The following is a 17,392-nucleotide window of genomic DNA, read 5'->3' on the forward strand; positions in this document are numbered from 1 at the left end:
GTCGAATGGAGAATATTGTTGCTTCAGGGTGTCTGCTGCTGGATGTACCGGTAGGCACGTTCGGCCAGCGACTCGGTCTCGGCAGAGCAAAGGTGTGCGCGGCCGTCGTTGACCACGCCCATGCTGTTTACCCCTACAACGATCCCACGGCCGCTGTCGAAATCGAAGTCTTCCAGCACCGGGCCCCCGCTGGAACCGGGTCCTTGCACGCACGCAAGGCCCCACTGAAGAATCCTGTCCGAACCGAACGGTCGGCAGCCTGACAATTCAACGCGTGCAGTGGCGCAATAGGCCAGTTGCTGGCCGGTGTATTCGGGATTGCCGAATTCGTACCAAGGTGTTGGCGGGATGAGGCCGATGCCGTTGGCCGAAACGGGGTAGCCGAAGCTGACGCGCGGACCGACTGCCGGTCGCTGATCGAAACGGATGGCCTGGCTGCCAGTACGGTGTGCAGGTCCTTGGCCGGATGCGTCGGCGTGGGTCTGCAGGAAACCGGTGTCGAGCACGCCGGAAATCGAGGCCTGCGGTGTGACGATTCGCCGTATCGGATACTTTCCCAACGGCGCGGTGCCATTCTGGAAAAGCGGTACGTACAGCAAGTGGCTGCTCCAGTGGACGGCACCGAGCTCGTCCAGCAGCGCAAGGCAATGCAACGCTGTCAAAAGGACGTCGCCACCTGGGCTGTCGACCACGGTGGCTGTGCATGAGGCGTCTTTGCCATCCGGGCGGACCAGGAAAAGCCGTCCAACACCTGCTGGGTGTGGACCCGTACCCCACCACGGGTCGCCGTCGGTCTGCAGGGGATCCTGCCCCGGCGGCTTGGTGGGAACGTCTCCCTTGTCAGGAACAGCGGCGAGTTTTTCATTGGTCCAGTAGGTGAGGACCTCTTCCTGCGAGGTGTCCATCCAACGTTCAACCAGATCACCGGACTGCGCACGGGCCGATGTCGCAATGCACGCGGCAATCGCCATGCAGATGGCCGCGCGGAAAGCATATGGCTGGTTGTACATGACAGGTTCTCTGCTCGGGGGTGCAGGCAGAGATAGCGTGGTGCCAGCGGTTGCACCATGAGAGAAGTTGTACTTTCAGCCCGCTTCATTGGCAGGCCCATGATCGGCCGGCACTGTCCATGGCCATCTCACCCCGAGACCGAGCATTCCGGTCTCTGCCTGGGCAATGCCGTCGGGTCATTCCCGACGGAACCCTCCCGACGGGATGGGTGTCCCGTACTGTGAGTGGTGCAAACCGGTGTGCCGACCAACGGTCGGCAGCTACCCGTTTCACCATCAGTGCCCCGCTTACAGCGAGCGGCTGATGGTGAAGCTGCCGAACACTGGCGCCTCGCGCTGGCCATTGAACTCGCGCGTGCTGTGGTAGCGCGCGGCAGCGAACTTCCAGCGGCCGTACATCACGGCAACGCCGTAACCGCCGTAGGCCACCACATGGCGCTTGTCCACGCTGTGACTGTTGCGGAACGTGTTGCCGTCCAGCGTGATGTCGCGGATCACCCAGGCCGCGTCCGAGGTCGCGAACAGATGCCAGGACCAGCCATTGGGACGGCTGCTGCGGGTCGGCGCAGTGTTCTCACCGGCCGGGCGCAGCGGCGTGCTGCCGAAGTCGTCCGGCAGCTTCCAGCCGAAGCGCACTTCACCGCCGAGGTTGGCCTTGGTTTCCAGGTTGCCGATCGACCCGCCATAGTGGCTGATCGCGTCCCAACCCCAGCCGTCGGCATTGATGCTGGCATCGCCCGGCCAGCGACGCATGCGCTCATGGGTCAGCATGAACAGCGGCTCGTTGTGCAGCTGGTTGTCCCAACCCTTGAATTTCTCGTCGCCCAGCACTTCGTGCACGGCATTCTGCACCTGCTTGCCCTGTGCCCACGGGCCCACCACGCCCACCGTCAGCTGGGTGGTCTGCAGGCGGTCGCCGCTGCGCGCATTGAATCCGAAGTTTGCGATCAGTACGCCGGCGTAAGGGCGGTCGTCCTCGATCAGGTCCCTGCGGCTGAAATCGGTCGGGGTGAAGATGCCCTGGCCGATGCTGAAGATCATGTTCTGCTGTTCGAACTTGCCCGGATGCAGCCCTTCCAGATACTGGTTCACCCAGCGCGCCATGCGCGGCAGGCAGGGGTCGTCGGTGTAATCGACCAGATTGGGTGAGACCAGGGTCAGCAGCGCACCGTTGGTATAGCCCTGGTCCTGGTGGCGGCCGCCGAACAGGTCGTTGTCGACGCGGAAATTGACCTGGGGCGGGTGGTCGCGCATCGCGTCCGGGCCACATTGTTCGGCGGCCTGGGCGGCAAGGGGAAGGGCAGCGGCGAGCAGGCCGGACAGCCCGAGGGCCGCGAGGCGACGTTGGGAAGGGGAGCTCATGGGGGACGGTCTTTTTCTGTCTGTCGTTATATGCCGCGACACGGTACTCGCGCGGGCGTGATGGAACGAGCGCGTTCGGATCACTTGTCTGTTCCGAAAACGACATTGTCTCGTGAAGACAACCCTGCGCGACGCTGGGACGCTGGCTCGGGCCATGACCAATGCTGAACGCCCGTTCAGCTGCAACGCAGCGACTCACCCGTGCGCCTTTTGACTTTGATGAATACTCTTGGGTTTGTTGCCCTGCGGCCCGATAATGGGTGCATGGAAATCAAGTCCGACAACCCCGACCACGGCTTCCAGTTCCCCGGCCAGTTCGAGCTCAGCGCCATGGGCCCGGCCAACCGCGGCCTGGAACATGAGCTCCCCCGCCTGCTGCTGGCCGCCGGCATCGATGTCGTCAATGAACGCATCAGCTGGAAGCATTCGTCCAACGGCAAGTACGTGTCCGTCCGCATCGTGTTCAAGGCCGAGAGCCGCGAACAGTACGACCTGGCCCACCAGGCGCTGCGCGACCACCCGGAAGTGAAGTGGACGCTGTAGCCGACAGCTGCCCGGTCGACGCCGCTCCGGAAGAGCGCGCGCCGCGCCCGGCCGTGGTCCGTGACCTGGGGCGCCAGGCCTATGAGCCGGTGTGGCGCGCCATGCAGCGTTTCACCGACCAGCGTACCGACGAGGACGCAGATGAACTGTGGGTGGTCGAGCACGACCCCGTGTTCACCCTCGGCCAGGCAGGCAAGGACGAGCACGTGCTGGCGCCGGGTGACATTCCGGTGCTGCACGTGGACCGGGGTGGCCAGGTGACCTATCACGGCCCTGGCCAGATCGTGGTCTATCCGCTGCTGCGCCTGCCGCGGCTGGGCATCGGTGTGCGTGACTACGTGTGCCGCATCGAGCAGGCCATCATCGACACCCTGGCCGAGTGGAACATCGGTGCCGAACGCCGCGAGGGCGCCCCGGGCGTCTACGTGGGGGGCGCCAAGATCGCCGCACTCGGCATCCGCGTGCGCCGCGGCTGCACCTTCCACGGCCTGGCCTTCAATGTGGCCATGGACCTTGAACCCTTCCACCGCATCAATCCCTGTGGCTACCAGGGGTTGCAGGTGACCTCGGTGGTAGACTTGGGCGGCCCATCCGGGATGGATGCCGTCAAGCCGGTGCTGCTGGACCACCTGGCCCGCCAGTTCGGCCTGCTGCTGCAGCACACGCCGGAACTGCCCGATCTTTCTGCGGCCGCCTGACCGCCCCCCGGAACTGCCATGACTGAAACCACCGCCCGTTCCATTCCCCTGCAGATCGTGCAGGGCGACTCTCCGTCCGCCGCGCCGTTGCAGGCCGGGGTCAAGCAGCTGGGCGGTGACAAGATCAACCGGTCGCCGGTGCAGTTCGCCGATGCGCCGGTGCTGCGCAAGCCGTCCTGGATCCGCGTGCGCATTCCTTCGGGCAATGCCGTGCAGAACCTGAAGGCCAAGCTGCGCGAAAACCGCCTGGTGACCGTGTGCGAGGAAGCCAGCTGCCCGAACATCCACGAGTGCTTCGGCCATGGCACCGCCACCTTCATGATCCTCGGTGAGGTCTGCACCCGGCGCTGCTCGTTCTGCGACGTGGCCCACGGACGCCCGAAGCCGCCGGATGCCAACGAACCGGCCAGCCTGGGCCAGACCGTGGCCGACATGGGCCTGAAGTACGTGGTGGTGACCAGCGTCGACCGCGATGACCTGCGCGACGGTGGTGCCCAGCACTTCGTCGACTGCATCACCGCCATCCGCGAGAAATCGCCGGGCACCCGCATCGAAGTGCTGACCCCGGACTTCCGTGGCAAGGGCCGCATGGAGCGCGCGCTGGAGATCCTGGCGCAGAACCCGCCGGATGTGTTCAACCACAACATCGAGACCGTGCCGGACCTGTACCGGAACGTGCGCCCGGGTGCGGACTACCAGTGGTCGCTGAACCTGCTGAAGAACTTCAAGGCGCAGCACCCGGAGGTGCCGACCAAGAGCGGCATCATGCTGGGCCTGGGTGAAGAGTTCGAACAGATCAAGGCCACCATGCGCGACCTGCGCGCGCACGACGTGGACATGATCACCATCGGCCAGTACCTGCAGCCGACCGCGCACCACCACCCGGTGTTGAAGTACTGGACCCCGGAAGACTACAAGGCGCTGGAAGACTACGGCTACGAGCTGGGCTTCAGCCACGTGGCCTCCGGCCCGATGGTGCGCTCGTCGTACCACGCCGACGTACAGGCCAAGGGCGCCGGCGTTTCCTGACACCGTGCCGGTGGGGGGATTGTTTCCCGTGGGTGCGAACCTTGGTTCGCACACCTCTGCCTGCCGTAGAGCCGAGCCCATGCTCGGCTGCTTGCTGCCGGCCAGCCGAGCATGGGCTCGGCTCTACATGCATTCACAATTTGCTACACCGGCCCCGCTAGGCTGGTTTTCCACCGAGCGCGGCCGGGTGACAAACCCGGCAACTTTCGGCACTGTCGGGATGTCTGAACACCCTGCAGTCTCCCCCTTGGCAAGGCGCCTTCGAGCACGTCAATGAAATTCAAAGCCCCCGCATTCCTGATGGCCCTGGCGCTGGTCGCGCCGCTGGCGCTGGCGGCCAAGGCCGACTCGCCCGCATTGCCCGCTGCGGCCACCGCCGATCAGGTGACCACCTCCAAGCTGGTCTACGGCCTGCTGTCCGACAGCCGCTACGCCTACCGCCCGCGCGCACTGGACGAGGCCACCTCCAAGGACGTGTTCAAGCGCTATCTGGAAACGCTGGACGGCGGCAAGCAGTACTTCACCCAGGCCGACGTGGCGCGCTTTGCCCCGTTCGAGGCCAACATTGCTTCGGCCATCCGCGGCGGCGAGCTGGAACCGTCGTTCCAGGTGTTTGCCGTCTACAAGCAGCGCGTTGGCGAGCGCGTGGCCTATGCGCGCAAGCTGCTCAAGCAGGAGCCGGACTTCACCACCGACGAGCGTTTCGAATACGACCGCAAGAAGGTGCCGTGGGCGGCCAGCAGCGCCGAGCTGGATGAGCTGTGGCGCAAGTCGGTGAAGAACGACTGGCTGCGCCTGAAGCTGGCCGGCAAGAAGCCGGATGACATCCGCAAGACGCTGGACAAGCGCTACGCGACGCTGGAAAAATCGGTCAACGAACTGAAGGGCGAAGACGTCTTCCAGTTCTTCATGAATTCGTACACCAGCGCGGTTGATCCGCACACCGACTACTTCACCCCGCGCACCGCCGAGAACTTCAACCAGGCGATGTCGCTGTCTTTGGAAGGCATTGGTGCACAGCTGCAGCGCCAGGATGATGTGGTGGTGATCCGCGAGATCATCGCCGGCGGCCCGGCCGCGGTGGACGGCACGCTGAAGCCTGGCGACCGCATCGTTGGCGTGGGCCAGGGCAAGTCCGGCCAGGTCGAGGATGTGATCGGCTGGCGCATCGACGATGTCGTGGCCAAGATCCGTGGTGCCAAGGACACCCAGGTCAAGCTGGAATTCATCCCGGCCGCCGAGGGCGCCGATGGCAAGCACCACACCCTGGTACTGACCCGGCAGAAGGTGCGCCTGGCCGAACAGGCCGCCAAGGGTGAAACCATGACCATCCCGGCCGCCAATGGCGAGCCGGCGCGCAGGATCGGCGTGATCAAGCTGCCGACCTTCTACCAGGACTTCGAAGGCCGTCGCCGCAATGCCGCCGACTACGCCTCGGCGACCCGCGACGTGGCCAAGCTGCTGGCCGGCTTCAAGAACGACAAGCTGGATGGCGTGGTGCTGGATCTGCGCAATAACGGCGGTGGTTCGCTGGATGAAGCCATTGAACTGACCGGCCTGTTCATCGAGCAGGGCCCGGTGGTGCAGGTGCGTGAGTCCGGTGGCCGCGTCACCGTCAACAGCGACCGCAACCAGGGCGTGGCGTGGGATGGCCCGCTGGCGGTCCTGATCAACCGCGGTTCTGCCTCGGCCTCGGAGATCTTCGCCGGTGCCATCCAGGATTATGGCCGTGGCCTGGTGATCGGTGAGACCAGCTTCGGCAAGGGCACCGTGCAGAACATCGTCGACCTCGATCGCTGGCCGAGTGGTGAGACCCAGCGCTTCGGTCAGGTCAAGCTGACCATTGCCCAGTTCTTCCGTATCAGCGGCAGCAGCACCCAGCACAAGGGCGTAGTGCCGGACCTGGCTTTCCCGGCCAGCGTCGACGCCACCGAATTCGGTGAAAGCACCTACGACAATGCGCTTCCGTGGACCCGCATTGCTGCCGTGCCGCACACCCAGTACGGCAACTTCGCACCGCTGCTGCCGAAGCTGGAAACCCGCCATGACACCCGCATTGCCACCGACAAGGAGTTCCAGTGGTGGAATGAAGACGTGCAGCAGTTCCGCACCGAAGCGGCGAAGAAGTACATTTCGCTCAACGAGGCGACCCGTCGCGCCGAGCGTGAGCGCCAGGACGCGCAGCGCAAGGAGCGCCAGGTGATGCGCAAGGAGTTGGGCCTGGCCCTGGATCCGCTGGCCGATGACAGCAGCGATGATGGCCTGACCGGCAACGAGCGTGACATCGTAAAGGACGCCGCCCGCGAGAAGGCCGCTGAAAAGCGTCCGGACCCGCTGCTGCGCGAATCGGCCTCGATCCTGGCCGACGCGGTGAACCTGCTGGTCAACGACCGCCCGCTGTCTGCGCAGGTGCTGCCGCAGTCCACCGGTGCCGGCCGCTGGGCTGACTGACCGGTAGCTGCATGTGAAGTCCGAAGGGCCGGCATTGCCGGCCCTTCTGCTTGAAAAGGGGACGGAGGGAATTAAGTCGTTTGTGGCACAAACGACTTAATTCCCTCCGTCCCTTTTTTCGTGCATGAACAGGCAGCAACGGGGTGGCCCGGTCATGCCGGTTTCGACCCGCCGCACACGGCCGCAGGACTACCCTTGGCGGTACCGTCCTCGCAGGAGTACCCATGCGGGCCTCCCGTCTTTCCAGTGCCGTTGTGGCGTTTGGCAGCGCCCTGATCCTGTCGGCCTGTGGTGGCCGCGCCGCCGACAGCACCCTGCTGCGTGAGTCCTTCGACTCCGGCGACACCTTCTCGCGCACCGTCGATGGTCGCCCGGGAGATGCATGTGAAGCGGCACGCCGCACCCTGCTCAGCCAGGGCTATGCCATTGCGCGTTCCGATGCGGCACAGGTGGAGGGCAACAAGAATTTCCAGCCGCGCGATGACGACCATGAGCAACTGGTGCTGCGCATTTCCTGTGCGCCGCGCGGCAGCCAGACGCTGGTGTTCGTCAGCGCGGTGCAGGATCGCTATGCGCTGAAGAAGAGCCCGACCTCGGCCAGTGTCGGTGTCGGCGCGTTGGGGTCGGTATCGCTGCCGTTCGGCAGCAACGACGACTCGCTGGTGAAGGTGGCCAGCAGCACGGTTACCGATGCCGAGTTCTATCGACGCTTCTTCCAGCGCCTGCAGCAGTACCTGCCATCGGACACCGGCACGCCCGCGCCTCCCGCCGCTGCAACTCCCGAACCCCCACCGGCCAGCACGGACCAGGGTTGATCGTGCGCGGCAGATGGATGGGCGTGGCCCTGCTGCTGCCCGCGCTTGGCGCGGCCGCCGCGCCGCTGGACTGCACGCAGGGCCTGTTGCAGCGCCTGGGGTGGCACTTCGAAACACGCGCGATCAGGGCACCGCAGGTGCGCGGTGGTCCGGTGTGCACGCGCGCGTCGCTGCAGGAGGCACAGGCGGCGGGTGATCTGCGCGTGCAATGGCCGGCGGAAATGCCGGCTGCCGCCCGCCATGTGTGGCTGCAGCAGCTGCTGGACGATCCGGCCACGGTCTGCGCCTATGCCTTCCAGGTGGGCGCCGCCACGCAACGTGCCGCGACCGCACTGCAGGACAACCCCACCTTCCGCTTCTCCGGCCCGCAGCTGGGCTGGATCGGCTTCGGCCTGCAGGGCCCACGCGCGCAAGGCTGGCAGCGCACACGCAGTTTCGGTCGTGGCTTCGTGCCGAGCGCGGGCAACAGTCATGCACTGGAGGCGTTCTACAGCGGTGCAGTGCGTGCCGAATGCGGGGTCGGCCGCCAGGTCGCGCAGCTGGCCACGCAACGAGAGCTTTATGGTGATGCCGCGTTCGATACGGAGTTCGCAGCGGATGAACTGTCGATCGGCACTTTCCTCGCCCTGCACGAGACCGACAGCATCCTGCTCGGAGCCCACGCGGGTGATTTCTTCGCCGATGGCAAGGCGGTGCGCACCTCGGCGATGGGACGGCAGGCCTTCGTCGGTGTGCCCGGTTTCATCGAGCACGTGTACGACAAGGGCACGCTGGATGACCTGAGCAACCAGGCCGAGAACTTCGTCGTGGTCGAGGTGGGCGAGGGCGCCGCGCAGGCACTGGCTGCGCATGGCGGACTGGCCTGGTACGACCAGCGCAATGTCGAACTCTGGAAACTCGCGCAGGGTATCCCGCGCATCGGCCAGCGCTACTTCGAGCGCCTGCTGTTCGAGCGCGATCCCAACCTTCGTGCACGGCTGGAACCGCGCTACCACGACACGCTGGCACGCATGGACCAGCTGCTGGACGATCCGTTCTACCAGCAGTTCGTGATCTATGTGCATCCACGCGGTATACGTCCCATCGGCTACCACATCGCCCGCCTGCTCGATCGCAACCCGCGAACGCCGTTTTCGATCGACCTGGCGGTGCACAATCTGCATACCACGCTCTACCGGCGTTGGCGCGAGGCGCAGCTGCGCCACTGCGCGGCTACCGGCAGGCCAGGCAGCCTGACCCTAGACCCCAACTGAAGGTGAAACAATGGATATTGCAATGATCGGCCTCGGCCGCATGGGCGCCAACATGGCCCAACGCCTGCATCGCGGCGGCCACCGCGTGGTCGGCTACGACCCGGGCGAGGGCGCCCGCCAGCGCGCCGCCGAGGCCGGCCTGGAAGTGGTTGATTCGCTGGCCGCCGCGGTTGCCGCGCTGCCGGTACCGCGCGTGGTGTGGCTGATGGTGCCGGCCGGCGAAACCGTCGACCAGACCCTGGGCCTGCTGACCCCGCACCTGGCCGAAGGTGACATCGTCATCGACGGCGGCAACTCCAACTACCAGGACTCGATCCGCCGCGCCAAGGCGCTGGCCGAGGACGATCTGGGCTATGTCGACTGCGGCACCAGCGGTGGCGTGTGGGGCCTGCAGGAAGGCTACAGCCTGATGGTCGGTGGCGAAGCGTCGGTGGTGGAGCAGATCGCACCGCTGCTGCGCACGCTGGCACCGGCCGAAGATCGCGGCTGGGCACGTGTCGGACCGTCTGGCGCCGGCCACTTCACCAAGATGGTCCACAACGGCATCGAGTACGGAATGATGCAGGCCTATGCCGAAGGCTTCGCGCTGATGGAGCGCAAGCAGGAGATGGAGCTTGACCTGGCGCAGGTGGCCGAGGTGTGGCGCCACGGCAGCGTGGTACGTTCCTGGCTGCTGGACCTGAGCACCGAAGCCCTCAAGCGCAATCCGTCGCTGGATGGCATCGCGCCGTATGTGGAGGATTCCGGCGAAGGGCGCTGGACGGTAGCCGAAGCGATCGCACTGGATGTACCGGCACCGGTGATCACCCTTTCGCTGCTGGAGCGCCTGCGTTCGCGCGAATCCAATTCGTTCACCGACCGCCTGTTGTCGGCGATGCGCAACGAGTTCGGCGGGCACGCGATCAAGAAGTCATAGGAAGCGATTGGTGTAGATCCACGCATGGCGTGGATCTACGTGTCGACCAAGGTCGACACCCACCAGGAGCAGGTCATGCGATTTCGACAGATTGCAGCAATCCGTCGAAGGCGGGGTGGGTCCGGTTGCGGGGGGCACTTCAAGGATGGGGTTATGGCGTCCCCCGCAACCGGACCCACCCTGCCATCTCACGGATAGCCGGCTCTTGCTCTTGCTGTTGCTGTTGAGGTTGCCGGCCAGCGGCCGGCACTACCGCTTCTGCGGGTGCAGGGCGCAGCCCTGCCGATCACCCCAACGCGATTCGCCGCCCCTCGCGTGCACTGTCCATGCCTGCCTGCAGCAGCCGCATCAGCTGCAGTGCCTGCACCGGGCTGACCGTGGCTTCGCCGTCGCCATGCATGGCCGCCGCGAACTGCGCATACAGCCATCGATAGTCGCCGGGCAGATTGTCGACCGTCGTGCGCTGCACGTTGTCTTCGGCATCGCAGCGCACCAGTTCACCATGCCGCGGGTCGATACCCCAGCCCGGTGCCCCCGGCGCTACACCGCGGCGCAGTTGTGCCTCCTGCACGTCCAGGCCATGCTTGATCCAGCTGGCCTGGCTGCCATGCACGCTGAAGTGTGGCGTCTGCGCCGCCACCAGTGAACCGGAATGCACGATGGCGCGATGTCGTGGGTAGTGCAGCACGGCGTGGAAGTAGTCGATGCCTGCACCGCCTTCGCGCTGCACGGCCAGATCCGCGTCGATCGCCTCGGGCCAGCCGAACAGCACCAGCATCTGGTCCAGCAGATGCGGGCCAAGGTCGTACCACAGGCCACTGCCGGGGCCGTCCTGCTCGCGCCAACGGTCACGCACCTGCGGCCGGTAACGATCAAAGTGCGCGTGGCATTCGGCTACCTCACCCAGTACACCTTCGGCCAGCAGTGCCTGCAGCGTGAGAAAATCCGCATCGAAGCGCCGGTTCTGGAACACAGTGGCGATGCGACCCGCCTCTCGTGCTGCAGCCAGTACCGTTTCAGCTTCGGCCACGTCCAGTGCGAACGGCTTGTCGATCAGCACATGCTTGCCCGCCGCCAGAGCTGCGATCGCCAGCGGCGCGTGTTGTTCATTGGGTGTGGCGATCACCACCGCGTCCACTGCGGGGTCGTTGAACACCTCCTGCGGCGTGGCGCGCACGTGCACGTCGCTGAACGCGCGCAGCAGCGTGTCGCGCTGCGAACTGACGATGCTGTGTAGCGCCAGGCCCGGCGTGTGCTGGATCAATGGCGCATGGAAGACTCGGCCGGCAAGGCCGTAACCGATCAGGGCCAGTTGCAGGTCGGCGCGCATGGCAGAGCTCCGGCGGTGGGGAAGGGCAGGGTAAACGACCGGCGGCGGCAACCCCAAACTGAACCGTTGCCGTTGGAAACGGCTCGATTCACGGCAGCATGACCGCAGCGCTACGCCTGCTCCACGTGTGCTTGTCCAGACTGGCAGCACATCCCGAAGGAGTACGACACGATGAGCCATACCACCCGCACGTTGATTGCCTCCGCCCTGACGCTGGGCCTGGCGCTGTCCTCCTCGGCCGCATTCGCCAAGGACCCGGCCGCAAAGAGCCCGCCCACCAGTACGCATCCGGCGACCCATGCCGATCGCCATGATTCCAATGAGCCGGTGACTGACAGCTGGATCACCACCAAGGTGAAGGCTGATCTGCTCGCCAGCAGCAATGTCCCCGGCACTGAAATCAAGGTCGAAACGGTGAATGGCGTGGTCAGCCTCAGTGGCGCCGTGGCGACCCAGGCCGAAAAAGACAAGGCGGTCACCACCGCCAAGGGCATCAAGGGCGTGACCCGCGTTGATGCTGCTGCACTGAAGGTCAGCGCTGCCGCCAAGCGCTGACCGCGGTGGGCGCCCCAAGCGGGGCGCCCGCTGCCATGTAGAGCCGAGCCCATGCTCGGCTGCCTTTGGGTCCCAGCCGAGCGTGGGCTCGGCTCTACAGGTGTGATTGCCAACCCGTTCAGCCTGCCGGGCCAGAACGCCCGCCAGTGTGACCGCCTGCGCTATATTGCCGGTTCCGCCGCTGTCGGGTCCGTCCCGATCTACGATTCGCGGCTCGGCTGACGAGGAACCATGGCGCTGGTTTTCAGTGACGACATCTGGGACCGCTGGCGGTTGCCGGCCCTGGCGCTGGCGGCCGCCGCGATCATCGTGGTGCCGTGGTTGACCCTGCGCAAACTGCAGCAGGACAACGAGCAGGCAATGGCCTGGGTCAACCATACCCAGGCCGTCGGCGTGGCCCTTCAGCAACTGCAGGCCGATGTCCGCGATGTCGAATCGGCTGCACTCACCCTGTCCAAGGGCGTCGACGCGCCGGGCCTGCGCGTACGCATGGCCAAGGCCAACGAGATTCCCGGGCGACTGGCCGAGCTGGGCCGGCTGACCCGCGACAACCCTGACCAGCTGATCCGCATCGGGCGCATCGAATCCATGCTGGAAGGGCGCCTGGCACTGGCGCGCGAACTGGCCAGGTCCGAGCCGAACAGCGACCAGCGCGCGTTGGTGCAGGACCTGAGTACGCGCTACCCGATCCGCGGACTGGTGGAAGAACTTCAGGCGAGCGAGCAGAAGCTGCTGGCGCTGCGTGCCGAACAGGCTGCACGCCAGCGCAAGCAGACCGAGCTGGTGTCGTGGAGCTCGCTGGTCGTGCAGTTGTCGCTGCTCGGTCTGGTGCTGTGGCTGCTGCAGCGGCAGATCGGGCGCCGCCTGCATGCCGAGCGGCAATCGCTGCGCTCGGCGGCACGTGCTGCCTCGGTGCTGCAGACCGTGCGTGAACCGATCGTGCTGCTCGACCGCGATCTGCGCGTACAACTGCATAACCCGGCCTTCGCTGAGCTGTATGGGCTGCAGGATGAACGCGCTGATGGCCTGTTGCTGGACACCGTCGGCGACGGCGCGTGGAAAGATCCGGTAGTGCGCCAGCGACTGTCCGATGTGCTGTTGCGCGGCCGCGAACTGTGGGACTTCGAGCATGAACAGCGAGCCGCCGATGGCATGGTGCGCTACATGCTGCTCAACGCGCGGCGCATGCCGCTGCCGGACACCGACGACGAAGTGGTGTTGCTCACGGTCAGCGACGTCACCGTGCAGCGTGCCGTGCAGTTGCGTGTGGAGGAACTGAACCGCCAGCTGGAAGGCAAGGTTGCGCAGGTGTCCGAGGTCAACAGGGAGCTGGAAGCCTTCAGCTATTCGGTCTCGCACGATCTGCGTGCGCCGCTGCGCCACGTGGCCGGATTCTCCGACAAGCTGTCGCGCCATCTCGGCGATGCCGCCGACGACAAGAGCCGCCATTACCTGGAGGTAATCTCCAGTTCGGCGCGGCGCATGGCGGCCTTGATCGACGACCTGCTGGTCTATTCGCGGCTGGGCCGCGCGGCAATGCGCCAGCAGGCGGTGGACATGCAGTCGCTGGTGGCCGATACCCGCGCCATGCTCGATGCCAACCTGCAGGCGGAGGCCGGGAACAGCGACCAAGCGCACCACGTGGAGTGGAGCATCGCGCCGCTGCCGATCGTGGTGGGCGATGAGAACATGATCCGTCAGGTCTGGCTGAACCTGCTCGGCAACGCGGTGAAGTACTCGGGCAACCGCGAACCGGCGAAGATCCGCGTGGACTACCAGCCGCAGCCTGACGGTGGTCATCAGTTCACGGTCAGCGACAATGGTGCAGGCTTTGACATGGCTTATGCCGGCAAGCTGTTTGGTGTCTTCCAGCGCCTGCACAAGGCCAGCGATTACCCGGGTACCGGCATCGGCCTGGCCAGCGTGCGCCGCGTGCTCACCCGTCATGGCGGCCGTATATGGGCCGAGGCCGAACCGGACGTCGGCGCCACCTTCCACTTCTACCTGCCTCCCGCGATCGATGCGGACAAACAAGGGCCTTCTGCATGACCACTCTGCGCACCATTCTTCTCGCCGAAGACAGCCCGGCTGACGCCGAAATGGCGATCGACGCCCTGGAAGAGGCGCGTCTGGCCAACCCCATCGTGCACGTCGAGGATGGCGTGGAAGTGATGGACTACCTGTTGCGCCGCGGTGCCTTCGCCAACCGCGAGGAAGGCCTGCCGGCGGTGCTGCTGCTGGACATCAAGATGCCGCGCATGGATGGTCTGGAAGTGCTGCGGCAGATCCGCGAGCACGAAGAGCTCAAGCGCCTGCCGGTGGTGATCCTGTCGTCCTCGCGCGAGGAAAGCGACCTGGCCCGCAGCTGGGACATGGGCGTGAACGCCTACGTGGTCAAGCCGGTGGACGTGGACCAGTTCTTCGGCGCGGTACAGACCCTGGGCAAGTTCTGGGCGTTGATCAACCAGGCACCGGAACTCGAGTGATCCCATGCCCCTGACCGGTCCCGCCCTGGGGGCGCTGCGCATCCTGCTGGTGGAGGACTCACCGGAAGATGCCGAGCTGATGTCCGAACAGATGCTCGATGCGGGCCTGGAAGCCCGCTTCGAGCGTGTCGAGAGCGAGGCGGAACTGCGCCAGGCGCTGGCTGCGTTCCAGCCGGACATCGTGCTGTCCGACCTGAGCATGCCCGGGTTCTCCGGTGACGAAGCGCTGCGTATCGTGCGCGAGACTTCGCCTGAGGTGCCCTTCATCTTCGTCTCCGGCACCATGGGTGAGGAGAACGCGGTGGCGGCGCTGCAGAAGGGCGCCAACGATTACATCATCAAGCACCAGCCAGCGCGCCTGCCGTCGGCGGTGGCACGTGCGATCCGTGATGCACGCAGTGCGATCGAACGCGCCCGGGTGGAAACCGAGCTGATGCGTGCACAGCGCCTGGAAAGCCTGTCGCTGCTCGCCGCCGGCCTCAGCCACGACCTGCGCAATATCCTGCAGCCGTTGCTGATCATGCCCGACCTGCTGAAGGCGCGTACCGACGATCCGCAGCTGCACCATCTGGCCGATGTCATCGCCGAGTGCGGCCGGCGTGGCCATGAGATGGCCGAATCGATGCTGTCGTTCGTGCGCGGTTCGCGCAAGCCGAGCGAGCGCATCGAGATCGATGGCCTGTTCGATGCGGTGGCACTGCTGTTGCGCAGCAACGTGCCCGACGCCGTGCGCCTGGAACTGCAGGTGCGGGACGAAGGCCTGGTGGTCGATGCCAACTACACCGAATTGCAGCAGGTGATGCTGAACCTGGCGCTCAACGCGATCCAGGCGATGCCCAACGGTGGTCGCCTGAGCCTCACCGCCAGCCATGCCGGTCAGCGTGATGGGGTGGACTGGATGCATATCCGGGTGGCCGACGAAGGCATCGGCATGGATGCGGACACCTTGTCGCACCTGTTCAATCCGTTCTTCACCACCAAGGCCGACGGCACCGGGCTGGGGTTGATTTCCTGCAAGCGCATCGTCGAAGGTGCCGGCGGCAGCATTCATGTCAGCAGCCAGCCGGGGCAGGGCACCTGCTTCGAACTGCGACTGCCGATGCACGAAGCCATCGATAGCAGCGAGCCGATCGAACAGCTGGTGGCCCTGGGCAGCGGCCAGTCGATCCTGGTGGTGGATGGCGAGGCAACGCGCCTGTCGCTGCTTGGCAATGCGCTGTCCAGCCAGGGGTACCAGTTGCAGTTGGCCTCGGATGGCCCGGCGGCACTGCGTTGGATGCAGCAGGAGGCGATGCCCGCGCTGGTGATCGCCGATGCCGGTTCCAAGCTGCTGCCGGCCAGCCAGCTGCTGGGCGAGATGGCCACACTGGGCTATCGCGGCCCGGCGCTGGTGCTGGAGGAACCGGCATTGCCGGTCGCGGCCGATGCGTTCCCGGACGGCGTGGAGGTGCATCTGCTTCACAAGCCGCTGCAGATGCAGCAGGTGTTCCGCGCGGTGGCTGAAGCGCTGGGTTGATGCCGCTGAGGTTCTGTAGAGCCGAGCCTATGCTCGGCTGCTGTTCGCATTGACCTCGACAGCCGAGCATGGGCTCGGCTCTACAGGACGGTTTCCCAGGGGAACCGCGGCAGGCTGTCCACCGCCTGTTCCAGCCGTCGCGACCAGTTCTGGTGGATGTCCGCATACAACGCCGAATCCGCACCCAGCCGCAGCTGCTGGGCGATGCGCAGCTCGCCATCGCGCAGCAGCGCCAGATCAATCGGCAGGCCCACCGACAGGTTGGAACGGATGGTGGAGTCCAGCGAGACGATCGCCGTGCGCGCGGCGTCCTCCAGGCGCGTGGCCGGGCTGAGGATGCGGTCGAGGATCGGCTTGCCGTACTTGGACTCACCAATCTGCAGGTAGGGTGTCTCCGGCGAGGCGGCGATGGCGTTGCCGAGCGGATAGACCATGTACAGCCCGGGCCGCTCGCCGGCGATCTGGCCGCCGAAGATCAGCGTGGCCTGGGTGTTGACCCCGTCATGGCCATGCTCGCTGTGGCTGCTGTGCACCTGGCTGTCCACCAGCAGCCGGCCGACATACTCGGCAGCCTCGAACAGGTGGGTCATGTCGTGCAGGTTGGGCGTGCGTCGTTCACTGGCGTCGCGCCCCAGACGCGACACCAGCAACTGGGTGGTGGCCAGGTTGCCGGCCGCCATCAGCACGTAGGCTGCCTGGCCGGGGTACTCGAACACGTGCAGCTTGCGGTGCACGCGCACATCGTCCAGCGAGGCATTGGTCCGGGTGTCGGCAGCGAAGACGAGGCCTTCGTCCACCTCGATTCCAACGCAATAGGTCATGTCAGTGCCCTATCATGTGCGTCCCGGATTGTAGGCAGGCCGCCGTGACGACGGCATGTCCACGCCCCCCAAGTGCCGTCACCTGAACGCATGACCACCGTGCTCCTGAGCCTGGGCAGCAACGTCCAGCCCCGCCGCTACCTCCTCGCCGCGGTGACGGCCCTGCGCGAGCGCTTCGGCGCACTGCAGGTGTCGCCCGCCTACCGTACCGCCGCGGTCGGCTTCGACGGCCCGGCCTTCCTCAACAATGCCGTGGCGATCGACACCGACCTGCCGCTGCAGGAACTGGACGACTGGCTGCATGCGCTGGAAGACGCGCACGGCCGCGACCGCAGCGGGCCACGCTTTTCCGACCGCACCCTGGACATCGACGTGGTGTTCTACGGTGACCTGGTGGTGGAAGGCCCGGGCCACCTGCGCATCCCGCGCCCGGAGCTGAAGCACGCTTTTGTGCTGAAGCCCTTGGCAGACATCGCGCCGGATTTCATCGACCCGGTCAGTGGGCAGGACCTGGCCACGCTGTGGCGCGCGCACACGCAGTTTGGCGAGGCGTTCGAGGTGGTGGACCTCGAATGACGGAGGTTGCCGGCCAGCGGCCGGCMCWACC

The 17,392-nt window shown here is 65.8% G+C and carries 16 protein-coding genes; 12 read left to right on the forward strand and 4 right to left on the reverse strand.

The window, feature by feature from the left end:
- Positions 1–23: 23 nt before the first annotated feature.
- Together D7Y61_RS19765 and D7Y61_RS19770 are read right to left on the reverse strand one after the other, a co-directional pair.
- Complete coding sequence (locus D7Y61_RS19765) at positions 24–1,010, reverse strand: trypsin-like serine peptidase (RefSeq protein ID WP_180868764.1); 987 nt, start codon at positions 1,008–1,010, stop codon at positions 24–26.
- Positions 1,011–1,298: 288 nt separating this feature from the next.
- Positions 1,299–2,372 carry a lipid A deacylase LpxR family protein gene (locus D7Y61_RS19770; RefSeq protein WP_180868766.1) on the reverse strand — a complete coding sequence of 358 codons (1,074 nt, stop codon included), beginning with the start codon at positions 2,370–2,372 and terminating at the stop codon, positions 1,299–1,301.
- Between the two features lie 264 nt (positions 2,373–2,636).
- On the opposite strand from D7Y61_RS19770, the gene D7Y61_RS19775 reads away from it, so the two are divergent.
- From D7Y61_RS19775 to gnd, 7 genes are all read left to right on the forward strand, one after another.
- Positions 2,637–2,915 carry a YbeD family protein gene (locus D7Y61_RS19775; protein WP_005411067.1) on the forward strand — a complete coding sequence of 93 codons (279 nt, stop codon included), beginning with the start codon at positions 2,637–2,639 and terminating at the stop codon, positions 2,913–2,915.
- Entirely contained in the window at positions 2,903–3,613 is a 711-nt protein-coding gene (gene lipB / locus D7Y61_RS19780) for a lipoyl(octanoyl) transferase LipB (RefSeq protein WP_180868768.1), read from the forward strand. Before D7Y61_RS19775 ends, lipB begins: the two co-directional genes overlap by 13 nt.
- 18 nt (positions 3,614–3,631) lie before the next feature.
- On the forward strand, positions 3,632–4,642 hold the full coding sequence (lipA, locus tag D7Y61_RS19785; protein ID WP_053450823.1) for a lipoyl synthase: 1,011 nt from the start codon (positions 3,632–3,634) through the stop codon (positions 4,640–4,642).
- A 273-nt stretch (positions 4,643–4,915) separates the two neighbouring features.
- Positions 4,916–7,093 carry a carboxy terminal-processing peptidase gene (locus tag D7Y61_RS19790; protein ID WP_180868770.1) on the forward strand — a complete coding sequence of 726 codons (2,178 nt, stop codon included), beginning with the start codon at positions 4,916–4,918 and terminating at the stop codon, positions 7,091–7,093.
- A gap of 224 nt (positions 7,094–7,317) precedes the next feature.
- Positions 7,318–7,908 (forward strand): DUF2242 domain-containing protein, encoded by a 591-nt coding sequence (locus D7Y61_RS19795; protein ID WP_180868772.1) that lies wholly within the window; start codon positions 7,318–7,320, stop codon positions 7,906–7,908.
- A gap of 17 nt (positions 7,909–7,925) precedes the next feature.
- Positions 7,926–9,161 (forward strand): hypothetical protein, encoded by a 1,236-nt coding sequence (locus D7Y61_RS19800; RefSeq protein WP_180868785.1) that lies wholly within the window; start codon positions 7,926–7,928, stop codon positions 9,159–9,161.
- Between the two features lie 10 nt (positions 9,162–9,171).
- Positions 9,172–10,077 (forward strand): phosphogluconate dehydrogenase (NAD(+)-dependent, decarboxylating), encoded by a 906-nt coding sequence (gene gnd / locus D7Y61_RS19805; protein WP_180868773.1) that lies wholly within the window; start codon positions 9,172–9,174, stop codon positions 10,075–10,077.
- A 286-nt stretch (positions 10,078–10,363) separates the two neighbouring features.
- Here gnd and D7Y61_RS19810 read toward each other — a convergent pair whose 3' ends face one another.
- Entirely contained in the window at positions 10,364–11,407 is a 1,044-nt protein-coding gene (locus D7Y61_RS19810; RefSeq protein ID WP_180868775.1) for an oxidoreductase, read from the reverse strand.
- Between the two features lie 171 nt (positions 11,408–11,578).
- Between D7Y61_RS19810 and D7Y61_RS19815 the strand changes: the two genes are divergently transcribed.
- From D7Y61_RS19815 to D7Y61_RS19830, 4 genes are all read left to right on the forward strand, one after another.
- The gene (locus D7Y61_RS19815) at positions 11,579–11,962 is read left to right on the forward strand and encodes a BON domain-containing protein (protein ID WP_180868777.1); all 384 of its coding nucleotides are present in this window, start codon (positions 11,579–11,581) and stop codon (positions 11,960–11,962) included.
- A gap of 231 nt (positions 11,963–12,193) precedes the next feature.
- The gene (locus tag D7Y61_RS19820; protein ID WP_180868779.1) at positions 12,194–14,011 is read left to right on the forward strand and encodes a sensor histidine kinase; all 1,818 of its coding nucleotides are present in this window, start codon (positions 12,194–12,196) and stop codon (positions 14,009–14,011) included.
- Positions 14,008–14,448: a response regulator gene (locus D7Y61_RS19825; protein ID WP_005411057.1), complete on the forward strand. Its 441-nt coding sequence runs from the start codon at positions 14,008–14,010 to the stop codon at positions 14,446–14,448. The genes D7Y61_RS19820 and D7Y61_RS19825 overlap by 4 nt, the downstream gene beginning before the upstream one ends.
- Positions 14,449–14,452: 4 nt before the next feature.
- Positions 14,453–15,964, forward strand: coding sequence for an ATP-binding response regulator (locus D7Y61_RS19830; protein WP_180868780.1), 1,512 nt, complete (start codon positions 14,453–14,455; stop codon positions 15,962–15,964).
- Positions 15,965–16,044: 80 nt separating this feature from the next.
- On the opposite strand, the gene D7Y61_RS19835 is transcribed toward D7Y61_RS19830, so the two are convergent.
- Entirely contained in the window at positions 16,045–16,785 is a 741-nt protein-coding gene (locus D7Y61_RS19835; protein WP_180868782.1) for a 20S proteasome subunit A/B, read from the reverse strand.
- Positions 16,786–16,875: 90 nt separating this feature from the next.
- Between D7Y61_RS19835 and folK the strand changes: the two genes are divergently transcribed.
- A complete protein-coding gene (gene folK, locus D7Y61_RS19840) occupies positions 16,876–17,361 on the forward strand; it encodes a 2-amino-4-hydroxy-6-hydroxymethyldihydropteridine diphosphokinase (protein WP_180868784.1) in 486 nt (161 codons plus the stop codon).
- Positions 17,362–17,392 lie beyond the last annotated feature (31 nt).

The sequence above is a fragment of the Stenotrophomonas maltophilia genome (assembly GCF_013464485.1).
Taxonomy (GTDB): domain Bacteria; phylum Pseudomonadota; class Gammaproteobacteria; order Xanthomonadales; family Xanthomonadaceae; genus Stenotrophomonas; species Stenotrophomonas maltophilia_AW.

Excerpts from the sequence above, each read along its gene's own strand:
- D7Y61_RS19765 (WP_180868764.1), bottom strand. The coding sequence starts at position 1,010 with ATGTACAACCAGCCATATGCTTTCCGCGCGGCCATCTGCATGGCGATT.
- D7Y61_RS19770 (WP_180868766.1), bottom strand. The coding sequence starts at position 2,372 with ATGAGCTCCCCTTCCCAACGTCGCCTCGCGGCCCTCGGGCTGTCCGGC.
- D7Y61_RS19775 (WP_005411067.1), top strand. The coding sequence starts at position 2,637 with ATGGAAATCAAGTCCGACAACCCCGACCACGGCTTCCAGTTCCCCGGC.
- lipA (WP_053450823.1), top strand. The coding sequence starts at position 3,632 with ATGACTGAAACCACCGCCCGTTCCATTCCCCTGCAGATCGTGCAGGGC.
- D7Y61_RS19790 (WP_180868770.1), top strand. The coding sequence starts at position 4,916 with ATGAAATTCAAAGCCCCCGCATTCCTGATGGCCCTGGCGCTGGTCGCG.
- D7Y61_RS19795 (WP_180868772.1), top strand. The coding sequence starts at position 7,318 with ATGCGGGCCTCCCGTCTTTCCAGTGCCGTTGTGGCGTTTGGCAGCGCC.
- D7Y61_RS19800 (WP_180868785.1), top strand. The coding sequence starts at position 7,926 with ATGGGCGTGGCCCTGCTGCTGCCCGCGCTTGGCGCGGCCGCCGCGCCG.
- gnd (WP_180868773.1), top strand. The coding sequence starts at position 9,172 with ATGGATATTGCAATGATCGGCCTCGGCCGCATGGGCGCCAACATGGCC.
- D7Y61_RS19810 (WP_180868775.1), bottom strand. The coding sequence starts at position 11,407 with ATGCGCGCCGACCTGCAACTGGCCCTGATCGGTTACGGCCTTGCCGGC.
- D7Y61_RS19815 (WP_180868777.1), top strand. The coding sequence starts at position 11,579 with ATGAGCCATACCACCCGCACGTTGATTGCCTCCGCCCTGACGCTGGGC.
- D7Y61_RS19820 (WP_180868779.1), top strand. The coding sequence starts at position 12,194 with ATGGCGCTGGTTTTCAGTGACGACATCTGGGACCGCTGGCGGTTGCCG.
- D7Y61_RS19825 (WP_005411057.1), top strand. The coding sequence starts at position 14,008 with ATGACCACTCTGCGCACCATTCTTCTCGCCGAAGACAGCCCGGCTGAC.
- D7Y61_RS19830 (WP_180868780.1), top strand. The coding sequence starts at position 14,453 with ATGCCCCTGACCGGTCCCGCCCTGGGGGCGCTGCGCATCCTGCTGGTG.
- D7Y61_RS19835 (WP_180868782.1), bottom strand. The coding sequence starts at position 16,785 with ATGACCTATTGCGTTGGAATCGAGGTGGACGAAGGCCTCGTCTTCGCT.
- folK (WP_180868784.1), top strand. The coding sequence starts at position 16,876 with ATGACCACCGTGCTCCTGAGCCTGGGCAGCAACGTCCAGCCCCGCCGC.